The sequence below is a fragment of the Deinococcus humi genome, assembly GCF_014201875.1.
In the GTDB taxonomy this organism is placed as follows: domain Bacteria; phylum Deinococcota; class Deinococci; order Deinococcales; family Deinococcaceae; genus Deinococcus; species Deinococcus humi.
The window spans coordinates 1-19,467 of the sequence record NZ_JACHFL010000010.1 but is presented as its reverse complement, the minus strand read 5'-3'; the positions used below and the strand labels follow the sequence as shown (position 1 = coordinate 19,467).

Annotated in this window: 21 protein-coding genes; 17 read left to right on the top strand and 4 right to left on the bottom strand. The window is 59.1% G+C overall.

Translation table 11 applies throughout. The annotated features are described in order from the left end of the window. The first annotated feature begins 10 nt into the window (after nucleotides 1–10). Both HNQ08_RS16800 and HNQ08_RS16795 read left to right on the top strand, forming a co-directional pair. Nucleotides 11–1,369, top strand: coding sequence for a hypothetical protein (locus HNQ08_RS16800; RefSeq protein WP_184134683.1), 1,359 nt, complete (start codon nucleotides 11–13; stop codon nucleotides 1,367–1,369). A gap of 9 nt (nucleotides 1,370–1,378) precedes the next feature. Next, complete coding sequence (locus HNQ08_RS16795; protein ID WP_184134680.1) at nucleotides 1,379–1,807, top strand: hypothetical protein; 429 nt, start codon at nucleotides 1,379–1,381, stop codon at nucleotides 1,805–1,807. A 129-nt stretch (nucleotides 1,808–1,936) separates the two neighbouring features. Here HNQ08_RS16795 and HNQ08_RS16790 read toward each other — a convergent pair whose 3' ends face one another. Further along, nucleotides 1,937–2,224: a hypothetical protein gene (locus HNQ08_RS16790; RefSeq protein WP_184134676.1), complete on the bottom strand. Its 288-nt coding sequence runs from the start codon at nucleotides 2,222–2,224 to the stop codon at nucleotides 1,937–1,939. Further along, complete coding sequence (locus tag HNQ08_RS16785; protein ID WP_184134673.1) at nucleotides 2,225–3,565, bottom strand: hypothetical protein; 1,341 nt, start codon at nucleotides 3,563–3,565, stop codon at nucleotides 2,225–2,227. It lies immediately after the preceding gene. A gap of 672 nt (nucleotides 3,566–4,237) precedes the next feature. On the opposite strand from HNQ08_RS16785, the gene HNQ08_RS16780 reads away from it, so the two are divergent. From HNQ08_RS16780 to HNQ08_RS16740, 9 genes are read left to right on the top strand one after another with little or no spacing between them, the layout of a single operon-like run. Further along, a complete protein-coding gene (locus HNQ08_RS16780) occupies nucleotides 4,238–4,597 on the top strand; it encodes a hypothetical protein (RefSeq protein ID WP_184134671.1) in 360 nt (119 codons plus the stop codon). Nucleotides 4,598–4,609: 12 nt separating this feature from the next. Beyond that, the gene (locus tag HNQ08_RS16775) at nucleotides 4,610–5,092 is read left to right on the top strand and encodes a hypothetical protein (RefSeq protein WP_184134669.1); all 483 of its coding nucleotides are present in this window, start codon (nucleotides 4,610–4,612) and stop codon (nucleotides 5,090–5,092) included. A 22-nt stretch (nucleotides 5,093–5,114) separates the two neighbouring features. Further along, nucleotides 5,115–7,595 carry a helicase HerA domain-containing protein gene (locus HNQ08_RS16770; protein ID WP_184134666.1) on the top strand — a complete coding sequence of 827 codons (2,481 nt, stop codon included), beginning with the start codon at nucleotides 5,115–5,117 and terminating at the stop codon, nucleotides 7,593–7,595. Next, nucleotides 7,592–8,635 (top strand): hypothetical protein, encoded by a 1,044-nt coding sequence (locus HNQ08_RS16765; protein ID WP_184134657.1) that lies wholly within the window; start codon nucleotides 7,592–7,594, stop codon nucleotides 8,633–8,635. The genes HNQ08_RS16770 and HNQ08_RS16765 overlap by 4 nt, the downstream gene beginning before the upstream one ends. A 47-nt stretch (nucleotides 8,636–8,682) precedes the next feature. Beyond that, on the top strand, nucleotides 8,683–9,837 hold the full coding sequence (locus HNQ08_RS16760) for a hypothetical protein (protein WP_184134655.1): 1,155 nt from the start codon (nucleotides 8,683–8,685) through the stop codon (nucleotides 9,835–9,837). Nucleotides 9,838–9,841: 4 nt separating this feature from the next. Further along, nucleotides 9,842–10,336, top strand: a complete 495-nt coding sequence (locus HNQ08_RS16755) for a hypothetical protein (protein ID WP_189366235.1) — start codon at nucleotides 9,842–9,844, stop codon at nucleotides 10,334–10,336. Next, entirely contained in the window at nucleotides 10,333–10,611 is a 279-nt protein-coding gene (locus HNQ08_RS16750) for a hypothetical protein (protein ID WP_184134650.1), read from the top strand. The genes HNQ08_RS16755 and HNQ08_RS16750 overlap by 4 nt, the downstream gene beginning before the upstream one ends. Before the next feature lie 2 nt (nucleotides 10,612–10,613). After that, entirely contained in the window at nucleotides 10,614–11,648 is a 1,035-nt protein-coding gene (locus HNQ08_RS16745; protein ID WP_184134647.1) for a hypothetical protein, read from the top strand. Nucleotides 11,649–11,658: 10 nt separating this feature from the next. Further along, complete coding sequence (locus HNQ08_RS16740; RefSeq protein ID WP_184134644.1) at nucleotides 11,659–11,934, top strand: hypothetical protein; 276 nt, start codon at nucleotides 11,659–11,661, stop codon at nucleotides 11,932–11,934. A 343-nt stretch (nucleotides 11,935–12,277) separates the two neighbouring features. On the opposite strand, the gene HNQ08_RS16735 is transcribed toward HNQ08_RS16740, so the two are convergent. Both HNQ08_RS16735 and HNQ08_RS16730 read right to left on the bottom strand, forming a co-directional pair. Continuing rightward, the gene (locus HNQ08_RS16735) at nucleotides 12,278–12,715 is read right to left on the bottom strand and encodes a hypothetical protein (protein WP_184134641.1); all 438 of its coding nucleotides are present in this window, start codon (nucleotides 12,713–12,715) and stop codon (nucleotides 12,278–12,280) included. Nucleotides 12,716–12,739: 24 nt separating this feature from the next. Continuing rightward, the gene (locus tag HNQ08_RS16730) at nucleotides 12,740–13,114 is read right to left on the bottom strand and encodes a hypothetical protein (protein WP_184134638.1); all 375 of its coding nucleotides are present in this window, start codon (nucleotides 13,112–13,114) and stop codon (nucleotides 12,740–12,742) included. 96 nt (nucleotides 13,115–13,210) lie between these two features. On the opposite strand from HNQ08_RS16730, the gene HNQ08_RS16725 reads away from it, so the two are divergent. The 6 genes from HNQ08_RS16725 to HNQ08_RS16700 all read left to right on the top strand — a co-directional run bounded on the left by HNQ08_RS16725 (nucleotide 13,211) and on the right by HNQ08_RS16700 (nucleotide 19,447). Next, nucleotides 13,211–13,453, top strand: coding sequence for a hypothetical protein (locus HNQ08_RS16725; protein WP_184134636.1), 243 nt, complete (start codon nucleotides 13,211–13,213; stop codon nucleotides 13,451–13,453). Then, nucleotides 13,450–13,647, top strand: coding sequence for a hypothetical protein (locus tag HNQ08_RS16720; protein ID WP_184134634.1), 198 nt, complete (start codon nucleotides 13,450–13,452; stop codon nucleotides 13,645–13,647). The genes HNQ08_RS16725 and HNQ08_RS16720 overlap by 4 nt, the downstream gene beginning before the upstream one ends. Nucleotides 13,648–13,654: 7 nt before the next feature. Next, nucleotides 13,655–14,059, top strand: coding sequence for a hypothetical protein (locus HNQ08_RS16715; protein WP_184134632.1), 405 nt, complete (start codon nucleotides 13,655–13,657; stop codon nucleotides 14,057–14,059). Next, nucleotides 14,056–15,552 carry a toll/interleukin-1 receptor domain-containing protein gene (locus HNQ08_RS16710; protein ID WP_184134629.1) on the top strand — a complete coding sequence of 499 codons (1,497 nt, stop codon included), beginning with the start codon at nucleotides 14,056–14,058 and terminating at the stop codon, nucleotides 15,550–15,552. The genes HNQ08_RS16715 and HNQ08_RS16710 overlap by 4 nt, the downstream gene beginning before the upstream one ends. Before the next feature lie 771 nt (nucleotides 15,553–16,323). Further along, nucleotides 16,324–18,198 carry a ParB/RepB/Spo0J family partition protein gene (locus HNQ08_RS16705; RefSeq protein ID WP_184134627.1) on the top strand — a complete coding sequence of 625 codons (1,875 nt, stop codon included), beginning with the start codon at nucleotides 16,324–16,326 and terminating at the stop codon, nucleotides 18,196–18,198. Nucleotides 18,199–18,616: 418 nt separating this feature from the next. Continuing rightward, a complete protein-coding gene (locus HNQ08_RS16700) occupies nucleotides 18,617–19,447 on the top strand; it encodes an IS5 family transposase (RefSeq protein ID WP_184134624.1) in 831 nt (276 codons plus the stop codon). Nucleotides 19,448–19,467: the final 20 nt, after the last annotated feature.

Sequence of the window (19,467 nt, the reverse complement as noted above, 5' to 3'; positions counted from 1 at the left end):
CCTCTCGGGATTGCTGCTGATGGGCCACGCCACAGCCGCGACAACCGAGAAAGCCCCGAAGTATGACCGTCAGAATATTTACGACACGTCCAGCAGCCGGCCCGTTCCGCACGCCTCTTTCATGAGCGTTGAAAAGTTTAAGCAGTACAAGTCATGCGCTGCGAAAGCCAAGAATGACAAGGATAAAGCGGGCTGCGGCAAGTACCAGTACAATGTGCCATACAGCTTCAGAGATGAAACCCTTCGTGTTGGCAAGGACATACGGCAGGCATGGCAGCGTTTTGAAGACCGCTATTACTGGCGGGCGATGCTCAATCTTAACAGCCCTTTTATGAATCTCTCCCACTGCACAATAGATTTTGGGCAGAATCAGGAGGCAGCTAAACCAGAATTTATTGTCAATACAGAAGATTCAATGTATCCCAAAGAGTTGGCTGGAAAAATCCCCAGGCAAGACATTAAAGATGAATTGAATATGGATTCTTATTCCATCCTTCCGAACGTCCCCAATACGGATTACTGCGCTGGTGCGAAACTGGATCTGACGTTGATGTATCTTCCTGGTACCTGCTTTTATCTGGGATCAGCAAAGTTGTTTTGCATCGAAGGCGATCAGGAAACATTGAATCCACTTGCGCCCAGGCCGATTGCCTTTCAATATGGCGAGGCCGTCAACCGGATCAAGGCCGCCACCCTCACTGCCGAGAAGCTTTATCAGGCCGATTATCAGAAAGACATTCTGGAAGCCATCAAGCCCACGGCGAAGTTCTCTCCCCTGCTGTGGGACACCTTGCTCACTGGGGCGCTGGTGGCCCCCACACAGACCCTCAAGCCTGACTTGCTGGGCCTGGCCCAGAAGGGCAAAGATGCCGGAACCAGGTTGGGCGGTGTGTTCGCGGCCACCGCCCCGGTCTACTATGCCCAGGGCTTGACTGGGAACGCCGTCACGTTGCCCCTGCGGGTGCATACCTTGCCCGCCCTGACCGACGTGCTGGCCAATCCCAACCCGCCCGGCGTGTGGAAGCTCGAAGAGTTCAAGCGCACCTTCCCGCCGCAGCCGTCGCCCGTCTATGAGCGGTTCGGCTACACCAACTTGTTTTCGGCGTGGACGCGGCCCACCGTCAAGCTCCTGCCTGAAGCGGCGGCGGCCAAGCCCCTGCGTCAGATGATTTACATGGCCACCGGCAACAATGTCTCCATCCAGATTCCCCCTGTTGTGGTGCCCCTGCCCGCGCCAGTGCTGATTAAAGAATTCGCCGCAGGCCTGCCTTACGCCGGACTCCAAACGCACTTCACCTGGCAGAGCGTCCCGGAAGGCTACGAAGTGCCGCGCGTCAGTGGCGTCCCCCTGATCGATTACCTGTTTTAAGGAGCGCCCATGAAAACCCTCTCCATTCTTGCGCTGCTGGCGGCGGCCACTGCCACCGCCCAGGCGCAGACCCCCATCACCACCACTACCGACACCAAAGCGGTTCTCGGACTGCTCAAGGGCAACGTGGACCTGTACGGCGTGGCGTTTGGCAGCGGCGAGTTCCAGCGGGGCATCTTGCAACTGGCCCAGCAGCGGGCCATCAGGGTGCGGGTGATGACCTCCCCCAAATTCGCCCAGAACATGAAGCCGCTCAAAGCAGTGGGCGCAGCCGTCTACACCATGCCAGCGAACTTTACCAACAGTTTGATCGTCGTGCAGGGCGGGCCGATCATCATTCCTGGCAAGGCCAGTTTCCAGATCATCACCGACCCGAAGAACGCCACGGCCATGACGGGCCTGCTGACCCAATACTGGCAGATCGCCAAACCCTACTGACCTGCCAAGTGCGTTCGATTGACCTGGATTGGAACGTCCGGGCTTCTTCAGGTTGAATGACAACGTTTGTTCTCGCAGTGAAAGAATTCAGCAGATAGGGTGTATGGCCTTCCTGCTCAATACTGACTCTTACGCTGCAACTGGTCTATTTCTGAATCTCAATACCAGGCTCACTATCATCAAATCAAGGACAATGAAGATTGTAAACAGTTTCAAAATATTGACAACAGAGTGATTCATATAAGTGCCAGGAAAGAATGCAATGCCGCCTATCGCCATGCTAACCGTGACCACCAGAAGTGTCATGGGCACGGTCTGGCGACGCAGCATGTGGCCCAGCGCACACATGCCCAGCGCGGCAGCCACAGCCAGCCACAAGCCCACGGTCAGCGGACCATATTCAGCCGGAATCACCATTTACTGCCCCGCTCCAATGCCGATCATCAGCGTGAGTTGGGTGTTGCTGTCCACCTTGGCGGCGCGCGAAATGGACTGGGTGGCCTTGGGAAGGGCGAAGGTTTCACCCACACCGCCTGCCAGGATTTGCCACAGCGGGGGCAGGGCATTTGAAGCAATCGCCGCCCCGTCGCCAATGGCAATCTTAGGGCCGCTTCCGGCATTTGCGCTGAGGGCCGACTGGACAGCGCCTTGCAGGGCGTTGGCACCATTCTGGGCCGCGTCGAGGGCCAGCGTGGGGGCAATCGGCTCAATGCGGGCCGGGACACCCTGGGTCAAATTCTGGCCTTCCACCGAGTACGCCAGGGCATCGATCTCGAACACCTGACCCCCTGCGTCAATGTAGCGCCGGAAGGTCATGTCCACGCGGGCCAGTTGACCGTTGATCGTACCAACACCGACGAAAGAGCCGCCTTCTGCGGTGACCACCACCACCGGGACTGAGCCGCCGGTCAGTGCGTACACCGCCGTCACCAGCCGCACCGGCACCTGCTGGAGATTCCTGTACGGGCCCAGTGCACCCAGTTTGGAGGCCGCATTGGTGGCCGTCCCACCGAAGGGCGTTTCAGCCGGGACGGTGTTCCGCGCGGTGATGTCCCCGCCTCTTGGTGCTGACGTTCCCATCCCTCCGAAGGTCAGTCCCTCGCCTGTGATTGGAGCTGCGCTTTGTGCTGAAGCCGCCGCACTGGTCACTGCTTCGGGTGACGTCTGGGGAGGCTCTGGACGCTCACGCTCGTAAATCAGCCCGCTGGACACCCGGCGTGCGGGAGGAGCATAGGCCACCGGCGCGGCGTTCCCCGACGGGGCAGACGGATTGATGTCTGCACCGAACGACGTCTCCAGATTGGCGGCAGGAAGGGGCGCAGCAGCACGCGGTACGGCCTGCGCCACAGGCTGAGGCGCGACTTCCGCAGCAGATGGAAGCGGACTTGTCTCAGTGGCGACAGGAGCCGGAGCAACGGGCGTGGGGTCCTCTGGCACGGAGGAAGGTGCTGGAGTCGGTTCAGAGCGGAGTGCGGCAGGCTGTGGGGCCGCCGGCCGGGCGGGGATGGTGTTCCCAAAACTTTGCGCGGGACTCGCGGCGACGGGACGGTACACGTCATTCGCAGGAAGGTTGTTGGGAGGCGGGGGCGAGCTGGACACTGGAGGAGAGGGAACGACTGGCGGCGTAATGGCGATGTCCTTCTTGGTGACCGCGCCCCCAGTACCCCGCTCACCCGCAAAGGCCGTCAGGTTGTCTTTGCCCTTTGGCTTGACCAGGCCACCTTCACCCTTCCCGGCCTCACTGCCAGCCCCGGCCACAGCGCCCTGACCACGAGCTTGGACAACCGGGCCAGTTGCTTGAATCCCGGAATCTTTTGGACCACCTGGCGTTCTCGTGGCGTTCCTCTTTGAGTCAGCCTGCTTTGCTGTCTGTGACGCTGGTCCGCCCTGAACCCCAGCCGCCTGACTGAGCGGACGCGAGAGGAAATACATCAGTGGCGCAATCCCCAGGAGGAGGGCCGTTAAGCCGTAAAGCGGAGCCTTTTTCTTATCGTAGACAAAGCTCTGCCCTTCCCGCCGCATCAAAGCTGAGCGTTTGGCCTTTCGCCTCCGGTCCCGTCCTGCCGAAGCATTGGCGGGTGGCAAGTTCCCGTGGTCCTTAAAACGTCTTATTTTTCTGGAGACTTCAGCCGCCAACACATGATCTTCTGCGCTGAGATCAGCCAGAAACCTGGGAAATTGTGAAGATTCTGGATCTGGAATATCTTCCGGTCCAAAACCTGCCTTGGTCAGCCTTGGCTGAAACTGTTTGAGGACCGTGTTCCATGTCTCATTTTCATGAGAATGACGGGAAGATGCCGTTTCAGTGGCCTGTACTGGCGGTCCTTCCAGTGGATTTGCTACCATGAAAATACATTATCATAAAGATAATCCATGCTAAAGTTTAAATGTAATTATACAAGTATGTAGATTGCAAGGAGGAGACCAGGAATGCCCAAAACCACACCGTCCGCCCCCACATTGCCCACCGGGAGAAGCGCCCCCGCCCTCCTGGTCGTTCGCACCCAGGTGGCCGTCCTGGGCATTTTTCTGGCCCTGGCTGTTTCCATGGGCGCGGCCCAGGACCTCGCGCCCATCACCAGGCTGGTGTGCAGCCTCGTGACGCAGTTGACGGCGGCCACGCTGCTCGGCGCTGCTGGAACCGTCATCGTCGTGATGTTCGGCTGGAACAAGCTCATGGGTGAGACCAACGCTTTTCAGAGTCTCAAAAACGGCGTCATCGGGGGCATCGTCATCCTGGCCGCCGGCACCATTGCCACGGCCCTGTTCGGCGCAGGCTGCACGGTCTAGGGAGAGCTTGAGATGACCGGACGAGAGGCCAACTCCAAACCAGATCATCCACTCCGCCATGATTGTTACATGACAAATGGGCGAGTTGGATTCATTTCCTTTCTTGATCTCTCTGACTTTGTGGCCATTGGTCTTGCCTTCTATCTGTCCGGTCAGATTGCCAATAAGGTCATTCCCAATCCAACGATGCGTCTGCTCTTCATCATTGTTTGCACCGTAGTCACGTGGTTTGTCAATTTCGCAATCAAAAAGCGACTCTACCCTTATCCGAAGTTCATTGAATTTTTTCTGAACTGGTGGCTCAACGGGATTGACTCCTACGTCCCGGATATTGATACACACACAGTCCCCCTCATCGTGACCCGTGAAATGACCATCGGCCACTCTCTTGACCAGATTGAAAAGAAGGTGGCGCAGGAGATGGCCAGCAGAAGAAGGCTTGAGAGGAGAACCCGCCGTGTTCGGAAAGCGAAGACAAAAGAACAATCTCCGTGAAGGCAAATCCTCTTTCGGGAGGGTGTTGCCGTACTGGGATCTTTACAGGGACGTGCTGGTCCTGACCGATGGACGGCTGATGTACGGCTTTTATTTTGAGCCGCCCACGCACATCCACTTCACCCCGGACAGTTTGTTGCGCCGCAGCGCCCGCCTCAAGGCGGTGTTTGACCTGGCCATTCCTGACGGCGAGACCATGACGACCTACACCAGCCTGCGCGGCGCACACGAAGACGCCGTGGCGGATACCCGCCGGTACGCCGACGCCTGCTCGGACCCGGTGATCCGGGAGCTGACCCACGCCCGCGCCGCGCTGCTTGAAAGCAAGATCAGCAAAGGGGAGGTGTCCCACTGGCGCTTTTTTGCCACGGTGACGGTCACGCCTTCCAGAGAGGACCGCTTCACGGCAGACACCGCCCCCAGCGCCAGAGAGATCGAAGACGCCGTAAAGGGTGCACTCGCGCTCCAGGCTGGGACAGTGGCCCAGATGAATGCCAGCGGCTTCCGGGCCACGGCGATGACGCAGCAAGACGTGTTCGACGAGTGCTTCCTGTACCTCAACCCTGGCTGGCCCAGCGCGCCCGCATTCGTTCCCCAGGAGGAGCGCTCGATCAGCAGTAGCCGCCGGGGCCTGCCGGACCAGCAGACCCTGATGCGCCAGCTCACGGCCAGCGTGGGGAGCAATCTGGACGCCGGGTACTACGCCGCTGGAGACCGCTACGTGGACGTGCTGAGCGTCAGCCGCCTGCCGGAATACACCGAGACGGGTTACCTGCGGAGCATCACTGAAGACCTGCACGGCACGTATTACGTCGTGGTGCAGGCCCAGCGTGAGAGTGATTACGACGTGTCCAACGAGCTTGAGAAGAAAAAGAACGACCTCTGGACGCGGGTGCGGTCTCCTGGGGTCATCCCCAACGGCAAGGCCGTCAATCTGCTGGAACAGATTGAAATGGCCCAGCGGCTCGAAGGGCTGGAATCCCGCTTCAGGGCGGCGGTCTCCGTGGTGCTGATCGCCGGAACGAAAGACGAACTGGACACCATGAAGCGCAGGGCCAGAGGCAACATGTCACGCCTCCGCGCGGGCCTGCCGATCACCTACGGCTTCCAGGCCGAGGCCCAGTATTTCTCCCTTGCGCCGTTTGCCGGGGGCTTCAGCGGCTTCCAGTTCAGCCCGTACACCAGCAACGTGGTCGACATTTTCCCCCCGGTTTCCCCCTGGAAGGGGTTTGACGAGGGCGCGATCACCTTCCAGAACCGCGACAAGTCCCTGATCCGCTTCGATCTGTTTACCAAAAGCACCATCACGGCGCACTTTTGCGTCTTTGCCCCCACCGGGAGCGGGAAGACCGTGCTGGTGCAGTCGCTCTACAACGCCGAACTGGCCAGGTACCCGGACGCCGTGTTGCTCGTGACCGACGCCAAGCAGGACTTCGAGTCTTTCTTCAAATCCATTCAGGACGCGCAGATCATCCATTTTGGGTATGGATCAGAGACCCGCCTGAACGTCTTTGATCTGGAGGACGGAGCCGCCCTTCCAGACGGCGACAAGCTGGCCTCCTTGATGTCCTTTGTGCGCATCTTCGTCGAACCGCCCGTGAACGACCTGCGCGAGAAGGGCTATGAGGACGTGGCGATCATGGAAGGCATCATGGCCATTTATGTGCAGTTCGCCCAGGAGGACCGCACGCCGCAAATGTCGGACCTGTACCGGATGCTGACCATCATCGAGAACTACACCGACGATGGCCGCCGCATGGAACCCCAGGTGATAGACGCCGCGCGCAGCGCCGCCGTGCGCCTGCGAAAAGCCCTCGGCTCCAGCCCGGTTGCGCCGTTCGTGGACTGCCAGAGCAACGTGACCCTGAACGCCCGCCGATTGTACTTCTCCATCTACGGCATTCCAGAAGACGATGATCTGATGAAGCGGGTGGCCAACCACATCATCAAGAACACCATCTGGTCTGTCGCCAGGAAGTACGAGCGCGGCATCAAGAAATTCGTGTTCATGGACGAGTTCGAGAACCAGGTGCAGACCGACCAAGAACTGGACGCCGTGAAACGGATGCTCCGGGTGTTCCGTTCCTTCGGGGTGTCCTTTGGAATGGGCACGCAGTCTGTGGCGGCCTCGGCCCATTTCGGCGACTTGCGCGACAGTTTCTCGCACCTGTTTATCGGGCGCTACAGCAAGGACGTGGCCAGGGACGTGGTGCGGGTGCTGAGCCTGCCCGAAGTCATGGAGGAGACCCTGCCCACCCTGAACAACGTCGTGGGCCAGTACAGCGAGTTCGCCCTCCTCGTGCAGGCCAGCGGGGAGGCCGGTGGGGCCGGAACCCGTGTGGGCGACGTGATCCAGGTGCAGGAAAGCAAGCTGGCCTTGTGGATGTTCAACAGCGGCAATGACGAGGTTGCACAGAAGGGTCCTTACATCGAGCGCGCAGGGGGCGACGTCCTGAAAGGTGTCAAAAACCTCGTGCTGGACAAGTTTGGAGGCTACCTGTGAGACATGGGGCGATCCTGACCGCAGTCACCGTGGGCATGCTCAGCAGCGTGGCCAGCGCCGCCAACGGCTGGGACCATCTGGGAGGCGTCTTGCAGCAGGCGTGTGTGACGGCCAATGGCAACGTCAAAGGTGTCGGCGTCATCGACACAGGAAGGTTTGGAGAAAAGATGCAGTGGCTGTGCCAGTTGCAGAGCATCCACGGCTTCATCAACAACAACCTCTTGAATGGTGACTGGGAAGGCTTCGCCAGAGCTGTGGCTGGAAAATACATGGGCCAGCTCGCCAACTACGCGGGTGAGAACATGGGCAATCTCGGCGGCCTGAATGACGTTCTCAAGCGGCTGAACGAGGGAATGGAAACCAGTTACGGAGAGTTCAGGCAAGCCCTCTACGGCGCAACGATCAAGAGCCTTGGCAAAGGCAAGTCCCTGAACGCGAATTACGCTGAGGGCAGTGTCGGTTCAGTCGCGGAGCAGGCCATTGCCAGTAACCCCTCCCTGGCCCTGGCAAACGGCGTGGCGCGGGCCAGTGACGCCATGAACGCGGCCCGTGGGGTTCAGAACGCTTACAAGGCGCAGAAGATCCAGAAGCAGACCACGGACGCTCTGGAGGCCAACACGGCCCAGGCCATGAACGCGGCGACGAACGTGATCGGCACGCCCCTGAAAAAAGGTCTGGTGGACAAGTACACCGAAGACGCGGCCTCAGCCATCAGCGCCCGCGAGGTCAGCGAAGTGCTGGTGCAGATCACAGGTGAAGCCATGAAACAGGAGGCCACCATGTCCGTTGCGCTCCTGAATCAGTTGTCCGAAGTCGCGCAGCAGCAGGTGATGACGAACACCCAGTTGATGCTGGAGAGCCAGAACCGCGAGCAGGAGATCATTCGAAACGAGGAAAAATTTAAGGCGGAAGTCGAAGAGATGGTGGCCGAGAACAATGCGGAAGCCGCTGAGTACCAGCGCGAAATCAAAGCTGCTTACAGCAACATGTCTTCCATTATTGGCGCTGAGATTAAACTGGATCCTGTGGGGAAATGGTGAGAGTATCGCGGTTTATCGTACCACTTCTTCTCCTTACTCTGATCGGTGTGGCAGGCGCAGATACATTTGATACCTATCAGAAAGTTTTTATCGGAAATCCTCTTGAGATGGTCAACGATCTCAATACCAATTTGAAGAAATCGGGTATCGGTCGATCCATTCAAAAACTTGCCGTTGCAATTGCCGTTGCGGGTTTCTTCTTCCAGCTCTACAAGTCTCTTGGGCGCAACAACCACAGAGAAATGAGATCAACGGTTGTGCAGGGCGTAGGCGTATCGATCATGCTCACGCTTGTGCCAGGTGTGCATCAAACCATTATTACCACGTGGAATTCCACTTACTCAGCTTCAAATAGCATGTTTACCAAAGACCTCAATGCCAAGATTGAGGCTGCGGGAACTGAGATGTCAAACATGATTGCCACGGTCAGTACGGTCACGTCTATGGGGACGACAGCGGCGGCTTATGGTGCCAAAGCTCTTGGGACTGGCGTTGCACTCAAAGCGGGCGGAGATGTTCTTGCCAAAGCCGGTTCCCGCATCGGAGCCGGGGCCATTGCCCTGTCTGGATTTACCATCATGTACGCCAGCATTATTGCGATTGCCGGCTTTATCGTTCTCGCCGTGGGTTACGTCTTACCCCTGGCCATTGGGTTCACCATGTGGGGTCAGACCAACGCAATCTGGGCCTGTATCAGCAGCACGCTGGGAGCCATGATCGTGACGGCCATGATTCCCTTGCTGGCCTACAGCGCCATTGACCGGGCTTTTATCAAGCCCGCCGAGGCTACGCGAGAATTTATTGCTCAGAATGGAATTGTCGCTTCTCTTAACCGCACTGGGGCTGGTCTCGTAGAAACTGAATTCTACGATGAAACCAGTCGGCAGATGTCGGCCTGTAAGGCCAGGGCTGCTTCAACGACAAACGGCGAAACAGTGGATTGTACCGATGAGCAGTCGGCCAACATCATTGGCAAGGCTTATGATTTTGTCGCCAGTAAAATGTCCGGCTACATTGATGGTTTTGTTGGTATCGGTGCTCAAATTCTCGATGCCGTTGGAGGGGCCATCATGCAGGTTGTGCTTTCGGTGATCTACTTTCTTGCTGCCATGATTTTCATGGGCGCGGCGGTCAACTTCCTGACAACAATTCTTGGTGGGATCGCTTCCTATGCCGGAGCTGTCAGCAAGGGCGGCGGCTGATTCCATGAAAAAGCACCTTTTTATTCTTGCTGGGCTGTGCAGTTCGGCAGCCTCTGCCCAGAATGGGGAGTATGCAAGGATGTTGGAAGCACTGGAGGCATCCTCAAACGGACGTGTTTTGATCTTCGCCCCAACCATCTTTGACTTGAGCCTTGCCAACGGGATTCGCCAAACTTATCTGGATAGAGTGCGGAATACCAAGATTAAACTGGTTACAGTTCAATACTATAACTATCTTGCAAAAAGTACCATTCTCTCTCTCGCGGTCATCAATGTACCGATCTATGAAGTTCAAACCCCTGCGATTGATGGAATTATTATTATTGATAACCAGGGATGGAAGGGAAGAGATCTAGGCAAAGTTCCCAATCCGAACGTGGAGCGCATGAGCGCTCAAGAAATTAACACCATGCTGCTCTGGTTCGGCAATGCCACGAACAGGAATCCGCGGGTCACACAATACGAGGCCATTGAAAGACTGAAGCAGGTGTTGAAATGACAAACCAGGATTTGATGGACCGCACGATGGTTGGAAAGGTGGCCAGGCGTTTTGATTTCAAGTTCAATGCCTACTACACTTTTCTGACCCTTCTCAACCTGGCCGCGCTCGCCCTGGCCATCTACGACGCCAAGGGGCTGTTGATCCTCTTGATCACCATCGGCTTTTCTCTCAACATGCGGCTCAAGCTGACCCAACGCGAGGAGCAGCGAATCACCAACGAGCTGCTGGAAGAAATTCTGGAGAACAGTGTGCCGCTGCGCCCGGTCAAGTAGCCATGCTCTTCACACCTGAAGAAGTGGACCGCCGGATTCAGCAGGACTATGCCAAGCTTCTCCGCATTCTCCCTGCTGATCTTCGTCTGGAACTGGCCGCCGTCATCGGTGACTCGGAAGAAGTCAAACTTCGCTTTGGCCGCCCGCTCAAGATCAAGCATGGCGGCCGGTGGCACCAGTACCCTGAACTGGTCATCGGCCAGAACCACTTGACGGACCTCCGCAGCCGCATTGACCACATCCGCGACGACAACCGCGCCGGGATTGATGGCACCGGCCACCGCATCAGCCGTATTCCCAGCGCCGACGGGAAGGGGACGGACGGCTTCAATATCCGGGTGGCCCGCTTTTACGTGGGGGTGGCCGAGCTGCTGAGGAAGTGCGTGGAGGAAGGCCCCTCAATGCTGATTATGGGCAAGGCAGGCAAGGGGAAAAGCACGCTGCTGCGCGACTACATTCGGATTGCTGCCGAGCGGTACGACGCCAACCTGACGGTAGTGGACACGTCGAACGAGGTTGCGGGCGACGGACGCACGCCACACCCCGGCATCGGCGAGGCAGACCGCTACTTTGTGCCGATTAAGGCCGAGCAGCACAAGGTGATGTTGGAGGCCATCGCCAACAACTCTGCCCATTACGTTGCCATTGACGAGCTGCAAACCCGGCTGGAAGCTGAGACCGTCAAGGATCTTAGCGTCAAGGCCAGTTTTATTGCCACCACCCACGGCGAGAGCATCAGCGAGATCATCAAGAACATGGCGTTAGAGCCACTGTTTCATCCCGTCGCCTTGTTCAAGTGGGGCCTGGTGGTGCGCGAGATCGGCGTGTATGACCTGTACGACTTGCAGCAGGCCATCCAGGATGTGTGCGTAGGCCGGGAGCCTCAACCGCTTGAGACCATCAATGCCAGGATTGAAGAGCACAGCCTGGTCCCCGCGCCAGCACCAATGGATCCGCCGATCTCCTTACAGGCAGAGGCAGTCGATCCCTTTGGAGTTGGTGAACTCATCCAGAGAAGCGTGTTTGACAGGAACTGAGGGAGACCCCATGACCAGGGAGAATGCAATTCAAATTTTGTTACTCATCTGGCGAGTCGTCAAAGCAGTAACAGTTTTGACTGCGATTTACGGTTTCGTATTTCTGAGATTTCTTCTTAAGACCGTTGCATCTGCTCTGCCAATGCTCTTTTACTTCGTGCTGTGCTTTTTTGGTGGCGTAGCAAGTGGTGCCGCAGGTGCAGCCGCGGGCAAGGCCACATCAGGCCGCCCCTATTACCGGGTCTGGAGTGATGAGGAACACATGTCCTCCTCTCACCACCGGTAGGCCCATTGATACCCGCTCCCTGCCTTTCATTTCCTCGGCGATTGAGAAAGGCGACAACTTGGTTTTTCTCTGTCCCAGCCAATGCTCTACATGCGCAACAGATAAAATCGTCTCACACGACTGTACAGCTTCCGTATGGGCCCAGATCCACGCGCAAATAGTCGGCAGCGCATCTCCGGGTCATACGGGCCATCCTCATTCACTTAACGGTGTGGTCCACCTGCCCCGCCACTCGCCTTCGCTCCCAGCCTCACCCGAGCTGAGGCCGACGAACTGATCAGGAGGGTCAGGCCATTGTTCCAGACGTGCACCAGCGCGGTCGTATTGGTTCGCCCTGTGGCCTTTACATGGATCCCCCACCGACACAGGCGTTCGGCAACTCCGCTCCCACATCAAAACTGCGGGTTTCGACGTAAACGCTTGAGCCGCTCAGGCCAGGCAGGCTCCACGTTGGGGGTGAGCCGCAGCATCCGGTGGCGGGCATGCCCAGCTTCCTGAAGTAGGCGTTAAACCGCGTGTACGTTGTGTCGTCCAGCAGCACGGTGGCCATCAGCGGCGTCTCCTTAGCCCGGCAGCGCCCCGGGATGGGACTCAAAGGCCCCTTCATGGCCTGAATAAACCGTGCCGCCACCGCCTGAGCGTTGGCCGGCTCTACACGGTTGATCAAGGCGCGCAACCTGACCTCGTGCGCCGACTGAACCATGTAGAGCGTCATCCAGGCCCCGGATCCAGTCTTCGATCCATAGACCGTGCTCTCCTGCACGGCGCGGGGCAAGTTCATGGGATCCAGGCCGAGGGTGCCGTCCTAGTTGTCCCAGGTCACTTTAAGCCAGCTGCGGGGGATAGCCTGTCCTGCTCCCCTCGAGGCAAGGCGATTGAATTGTGCTGGACTCGGCGTGAGAGGACTCTCGCCATGCGGGCGGCCCATCCAGCCCATCATGGCTACCTTCCCATCGACCAGATAGGTAAACGCGCCCCCGTCAAGCACACCAAGGTAGGTGGTGCGGGGATCAATCCGGGCGATCACGGCGTCCTTGCACGAGAGTTCCTGACAGAGGCCGGTGGCCTTCAGCGCGGTGACCGCGCGCCGCGACAGATCAATCCGCTGACCCAGGACAGGAGCCGTGAGGGCGCTGGAGCAGAGTGCAAGGAGCGCGACCGCCGAAGTGGAACGCATCATGGTCAAAGTGTAGAAGCAAGGAGGCGGCGGCGAGGCCAGATATCAGCATGCAGGCCATGCCCTGCGCTGGCTTTCCTGGGCTGGGTAAGATCAGCCATGAATTGGAGCAGGACGACGAGCATCCGGAGTCTTCACTCTCTGGAGGAACTGCGAACCCTGATCGAGGCGCATGACGCCTGGGGCATCAGCCTTCAGGAATTCCAGCACCGGGCGGGCTACCGCAAGCAAGGCAACATGGAGGACATCACCACCTTCTCCTGGGCGTACAGTGGCACTTCCCTTCAGGAAATGTGGAACCTCGTGCAGTACATCCACAAGTATTACGGCGGTACGCAGTGAATGCCCGAGAAACGATGGAACGCCTCGCAGATCCCACCACGCCCGCCCCCGAGGTGCTCCGGCTCGCGGACGCATTGTTCAGCCGTAGCCTGATCTACGTGCAGTCTGGACAGAATCTGAGCGACGAGATGGTGCAGGGCATCCTGCACGCGGTGGTCAAAACGCTGCTTGCTCAGGAGGAGCGGGCCCTATGATGATCCGGTGACCTTCCCCCTGCTGACCGAAGATCAGCGCAAGTCGCTCGAACTCCTCCAGGGCATCATTGGACGCCTGTCTACCAACGGGTTCCTGCTTAAGGGGTGGGCAGTGACGCTGGTGACAGCCCTGCTGACTTTCAGCGGGGCGACGGGGCAGGAGCGGCTGGCGACACTGGCCCTCGTGCCGACGGTCATCTTCTGGGCACTGGACGCCTACCTGCTCGCTCGGGAACATCAATACCGGCGGATCTTCAACCTGACCCGGCAGGGGCAGCAGGATGCCTTTGACTTCCAGCTGGACGCCCTGACCGCAGAGACGTGGGCCGTCAGTGCGTTCCGCCCCGCCATGCTGGTCTTTTACGTCCCCCTCGTGCTGGTGGTGGTGGCCGTGGCCCGGGAGATCATATGACGCGCAAAAAGCTGGATGCCCACCGCGCCGCGCTGCAACCCCTCCTCCGCAAGAGGAAGCCCGAGCAGTTTGACGCCTCTGCCGCAGCCCTCAAGCTGAAGTCAGAGATCCAGCGGTGGAACCGGGAAGCCTTACGGTTGCTGAAAGGTACCCCTGGGGGACAGACCAGCGCGAAGGCGTTTGAGGCGCTGGGCCGAATGAGCTACGGCACACTCACCGACGTCAGGACGCAGTTGCGTGCCCGGCAGGAAGTGATTGACGGGTTCCTAGCGGCGAAACCGGCTGCAGCGAAACGGATCAGTGCCAGGCTCCCTGCGGTCAAAGCGAAGTCTCGCGAGAGCAACAAGGCATATCCCTTCGACGTCTGTCTCTCGTTTGCGGGCGAGGATCGCAAGTTCGTCCACCAGGTCTATGAGGCGCTCACGGCAGCAGGGGTCAAGACCTTTTACGACCGTGATGCGGATATTGAGAGCGAGTTGTGGGGCAGCAATCTCTACGAGTATCTGGACGACATCTACCGCAACCAGGCCCGGTTCTGCATCATGTTTCTCTCCAGGAACTATGTCAAGAAGGCCTGGACCAGGCTCGAACGGGAGAGCGCCCAAGCGCGGGCGTTTCTGGATCACCAGGCGTACATCCTGCCCGTGAGACTGGACGATACGGAGGTGCCGGGTGTCCGATCGACCACGGGTTTTTTGACGCGTTCGAACGGAGTCCAGCGCATCGTCAACGCGACCCTGCAAAAGCTGAAACGTCCCACTCCGGTCCGCGTCAAGACGGAGAGCGCCCGCAAGCCGGGGACGTCAGGGGCGTCGCGTGGACTTGCGGGACACGTGGTGCTCCTGGGCGACCGCCTATATCAGGCAAGGCGGGTGACCCGCGCGCAGGATGAGAGTCTAGAACTCGAACTGAACGTTCGCGGGCCGGAAGACCGCGCCGCCCTCCGGACCCTTGCCCCTCCCCACTTCGGGTATCGAAAGGTTCGCTTCGTTGACCGCCTGGATGCCCTGGATGTGCAGGTATCCCTGCTCAGCGAGACCACGACGGGACGAGTATCGACAATGACCCTGAGACTCGTCCCGGTGCAGGCCCATGGCACCGATATGAGGATCAACTTCATGGGGCAAGCGCCTGAGATCGTTGCAGAGCGTCAGCTTCGCCAACTTCTGCTTGGAGAAGCGCCTGAACCTGTTTCATTCGCGGCCTACTTTCCTGAGCTGCCAAATGAAGTGCGGGGCGGTGTCCTGCCGTACGCCCTCCGGCAGGCAGGTGAACTTGGTCAGGCACTCCAGTTGGCCGCTCTGCTTGCAACGTATTACATTCGCTCCCTCAACCTTGTCGATCACATCCGCCAGATGAACTTCAGTCGAACCACGGCAGCAAGGGTAACTGTCGTTTTCAAGGGATCGTTGAAGGTCCCGGGTGGTCAACCGCCTGTGGCCGAAGTGAACCTCAGGGGGACGGTCTCCCTCTCCTACAGCCGTGGAAAGTAATTGACGTCCTTACCATATTATCATTTTACGATGTAGGCGTATTTAATGAGGAGGATATGCCCAAAAACTAAATCACGTACGGTGCAAGCATGCAATGTCCAGCGTCTCTAACAGCTCCCGACGACCTGATGTGGTTTGCCACAGCCTCAGGGAGTACAAACCGCACACCTACTCTGACCGCCACGCACTTACTGTGTGTCACGGAGCGGCCCAGGGGCCGCGCAGCACCCGTTCCGCCGTCTGAGTTGGGCTCGAACACAGCACCCTGAAAACACAGAAGTATAGAAATATAAAAATATACGGCGACCTTTGACCGCACGTCTTTTTTGAAGAGATCAACAGATCAACAGCCCAAAAGGACCTCATCGGCCAGCCGGAAAATGTTGGCAACGGCCTCATACATTTTTCCGGCTGGCCTGCGGCCAAAGGATGAGGGCAGCGCGCAGGAAGCTGTCAAACCCGGCAGAGGGAGGCCGGGTTGCGGCTGTGGGCCGCTTCAAGCGGCCCAGCTTGACAGCAGCCAGAGCAAAGGGCAGGGGTGAAGGGGGATCCCAGAGAGGCGGGCGACACTACGGCGAACGCGAACTCTGTCACGCCGCTGGGGGCGGCACACGACGCCCCGAGGGGACGACGTGTCGGGCGGGCGCGGGACGGGGGAAAAGCCGATAGGGGCGGCAAGAGAGGGGCCTGACTTTCTCCTTGAAGTCTTGACAGTAAGTAATGAATATACTATATTGTCAATACCTTAGACAGAGGAAAGGAGCGTTCCATATGACCACAGCAGAACAGATGACTGGCCCCGCCCCACTTCGCCTCGTGACCCCAGACCCCACCGCCGATGTGGTGAATATCCCTTACAGCCGCACCTGCCGTAGCAGCCTGAACCCCCGCAAGCGGTTTGACCACGACAAACTCGTGGAACTTGCCGCCAGCATCTTTCAGCGGACCAAGTTTGACGACGCTGGGAACGTCATCCGCACGGGCATTGAGCAAAACCTGATCGGCAGGCCCAGCGCCAAAGAAAGCGGCATGATCGAGCTGGCCGCAGGCGAACGCCGTCAGCGGGCCGTCGAATTGCTGGTCCAGGGCTTGACCGTGCAGGTGCAGACTGGCGAGGATGCCAACGGGCGCCCGATCATGGGCGAGGCGTTCTATCAGGTGCCGGACAGCTACCCCCTCCCCTTCCGGATCGAGGAGATGACCGATGCGGAGCTGATCGAGGTGGCCACACTGGAAAACAGCCAGCGCCAGGACATGACGCCCATGGAGGAGGCCGACGCTTTTCTGGCGCTGATGGCAGCGGGCCGCACAGCGGATTATGTGGCGACCAAGTACGGCAAGCACCCCAACACCGTCAAAAGCCGCGCTCAATTGGCCGCAGGTCTGGGGCGCGAGGGCCGCAAACTGCTGGACGAGGGTGCCATCACACTGGAACACGCCAGGGTGATCGCGGCGGCCAGCGGAGCCATGAAGAAATCCCTCACCGAACACGCCCGCAACGGCAACAGTATCTCTACCCTCAAGAATCTCGTGAAGGCCGGGGCGTTTCTCGTGGAGCATGCTTTGTTCGATGTGGAGGCCAGCGGTCTCAGGATTGACGAGGGTGGGCTGGGGATGCTGGGCGACTTTCCGGCCAAGTTCGCGGACCACAAGACGGCCCTGAACCGACAGCTTGAGGCGCTGGAACTCATCAAGGCCCAGGAGGAGGGGAGCGGCAAGTGGGACAAGGTGGAAATTGTGCCTGTGGAGAGCGCGTATGCAAATCTCCCCACCCATGAATGGGTGACGCTGCCACAGGGCATGACCCCGAATCTGGCCCTGATTTGCAGCACGGCCACCGGAAAGATCGGCCAAAGCGCTTTGTATGTGCGCCACGCCGACGCTCAGGCGTTCAAGCGTGGGCAGGTCGAGAAAGCCAGGGCCGAGGCTGAGGTAACGGGCGAAGCCGGGAGCGGCGCGGTCACGGCTTACCCTGCCGCCAACACCAGCCCGAAGATCAGGGAGGCCGCGCACATCATGGCCCACAGGGCGCGCACCCGGGCGATTCAAGGCCATCTGGCAACGGACCCCAGAATGTGCCTCGCCCTGGCCTGCGAATCACTGGCCAAGGTCACCATCTCCCGCAACGGCGGCGGGGCAATGGAAATCCACCTGCGGGGTGTGAAAGAGGTGCCGCTGACCGAGGAAGGCCGCGCCCTGGCGGCAGAGCTGGCCTCTACCTTCGCCACGGTGTTTGCCCTGGAGGAGAGCGGACGGCTGACCTCCCGGAATTTTGGATTTGACGTGCAGGAAGCCTTGACCGCGCCGGCAGTCCAAACCGAGGACCTGTTGAAACTGTTTGCTTACCTGACGCATCAGCAGGTGGGCGACTGGGACAACAGCTTGAATCCCGCGCCGCGCCGCGTGAAGGCATTGGCCGAGCGGCTGGACGTGACTAATGATGTGCAGGAGTGCTTCACCCTCAGCACTTCGTATCTGGAGGGCCACACCACCGACGCACTCTTGAAACTGATCGAGACCATGCCCGAAGCGTTCCGTCCAGTTGGACTCACCAAGGCCAGCAAGAAAGAGATCGTGGGGCTGATTCTGGAAAAAGCGTCCGCGCTTAAGCAAGCCGGATGGCTGCCGGATCTCGTGAAGTTCTAGCAATGGAGAAGGGAGAGGCACCCCTTCTCCCCTTTCCCCAGGGAGCGCACATGGGCGGCAACAGAAACACGGCTTTGCGCGGGGCAATGCCAGCGGCAGGAATGGACAGACGCACGCGCCCAGGTGATTTTGTTTTGCTACAGGTGCCAGTGCGAATACGGAAGGCAGGTGTTCAGCACGGTCCTGTATGGGGTGACGTACCGCGACAGCCCAGGCAAAACGCATTGAAACCGCCCGTCATAAACGGCGACTGAACGCGAGAGTTGCCTTTACCAGCGCACCGGGCGCAGGCGTAAGGCGGCGTCGCTCTCGCCTACCTTCCAAGGAGCGACGCCATAAAGTGCGTCTGAAAAACGTGCTGGCGCAGGTTTTCCCTGAGCCATAAAGCGTGCACGGTGGGGCCGGAGGTGGTGCGCTCATGACCCGGCCTGCGTACCCAAACGATCTGAAAGACGCCGAATGGAACATTCTTCTTCCCTTTCTTCCTCAAGAGGCCGCCGTCGGCCGCCCCCGGAAGTGGTCGCTGCGAGAGATCCTGGACGGGATCTTTTACGTCCTGCGCGGCGGTATAGCTTGGCGGGCCATGCCACACGACTTACCCCCATGGCAGACGGTCTACCACTACCACCGACTGTGGCGACTTCAGGGCGTCTGGGAGGCACTGCACACCACCCTTCGGGAGTTGGTCCGTCAGCGTGAGGGTCGCGCCGCGACCATTGACAGTCAATCGGTCAAGACCACTGAAGCTGGTGGACCTCGCGGCTACGACGGTGGGAAAAAATTGAGTGGCCGGAAACGTCACCTCCTCGTCGACACGTTGGGTCTGGTGATGGCGATCAAGGTGCACGAGGCGGACATCCAGGACCGCACGGGTGCGGTCCTGCTCCTGCGGGACCTGCCGAATGTGTTTCCTCGCATGCAGCACGTGTGGGCCGACGCGGGATACACCGGAAAATTGGCGAGCGACATCAAGACCCATCTGGGCTGGACGCTGGAGATCGTCAAGCATCCTTGGTCAGGCTGGCAAGGGACCTGGGCACCGAAAGACGCACCTCCACGACACGTGGAGGTGCCCAAGGGCTTTGTGGTGTTGAAGCGCCGCTGGGTGGTGGAGCGAACCTTCGCTTGGCTGGGCAAGTCCAGACGCCTGGCCAAGGATTACGAAGCACTGGTCGAAACCGCAGAGAACCTCGTGTACGAAGTGATGATCCGTCTGATGGTTCGCCGCCTGGCCAAATTCCCACCCTGACGGTTTTCAGACGCACTTTA

What these genes read in the sequence shown, in the direction of transcription:
- HNQ08_RS16745 (WP_184134647.1), top strand. Translation starts at nt 10,614, where the DNA reads ATGCTCTTCACACCTGAAGAAGTGGACCGCCGGATTCAGCAGGACTAT.
- HNQ08_RS16730 (WP_184134638.1), bottom strand. Translation starts at nt 13,114, where the DNA reads ATGATGCGTTCCACTTCGGCGGTCGCGCTCCTTGCACTCTGCTCCAGC.
- HNQ08_RS16790 (WP_184134676.1), bottom strand. Translation starts at nt 2,224, where the DNA reads ATGGTGATTCCGGCTGAATATGGTCCGCTGACCGTGGGCTTGTGGCTG.
- HNQ08_RS16780 (WP_184134671.1), top strand. Translation starts at nt 4,238, where the DNA reads ATGCCCAAAACCACACCGTCCGCCCCCACATTGCCCACCGGGAGAAGC.
- HNQ08_RS16750 (WP_184134650.1), top strand. Translation starts at nt 10,333, where the DNA reads ATGACAAACCAGGATTTGATGGACCGCACGATGGTTGGAAAGGTGGCC.
- HNQ08_RS16755 (WP_189366235.1), top strand. Translation starts at nt 9,842, where the DNA reads ATGAAAAAGCACCTTTTTATTCTTGCTGGGCTGTGCAGTTCGGCAGCC.
- HNQ08_RS16710 (WP_184134629.1), top strand. Translation starts at nt 14,056, where the DNA reads ATGACGCGCAAAAAGCTGGATGCCCACCGCGCCGCGCTGCAACCCCTC.
- HNQ08_RS16725 (WP_184134636.1), top strand. Translation starts at nt 13,211, where the DNA reads ATGAATTGGAGCAGGACGACGAGCATCCGGAGTCTTCACTCTCTGGAG.
- HNQ08_RS16795 (WP_184134680.1), top strand. Translation starts at nt 1,379, where the DNA reads ATGAAAACCCTCTCCATTCTTGCGCTGCTGGCGGCGGCCACTGCCACC.
- HNQ08_RS16735 (WP_184134641.1), bottom strand. Translation starts at nt 12,715, where the DNA reads ATGAACTTGCCCCGCGCCGTGCAGGAGAGCACGGTCTATGGATCGAAG.
- HNQ08_RS16705 (WP_184134627.1), top strand. Translation starts at nt 16,324, where the DNA reads ATGACCACAGCAGAACAGATGACTGGCCCCGCCCCACTTCGCCTCGTG.
- HNQ08_RS16775 (WP_184134669.1), top strand. Translation starts at nt 4,610, where the DNA reads ATGACCGGACGAGAGGCCAACTCCAAACCAGATCATCCACTCCGCCAT.
- HNQ08_RS16700 (WP_184134624.1), top strand. Translation starts at nt 18,617, where the DNA reads ATGACCCGGCCTGCGTACCCAAACGATCTGAAAGACGCCGAATGGAAC.
- HNQ08_RS16740 (WP_184134644.1), top strand. Translation starts at nt 11,659, where the DNA reads ATGACCAGGGAGAATGCAATTCAAATTTTGTTACTCATCTGGCGAGTC.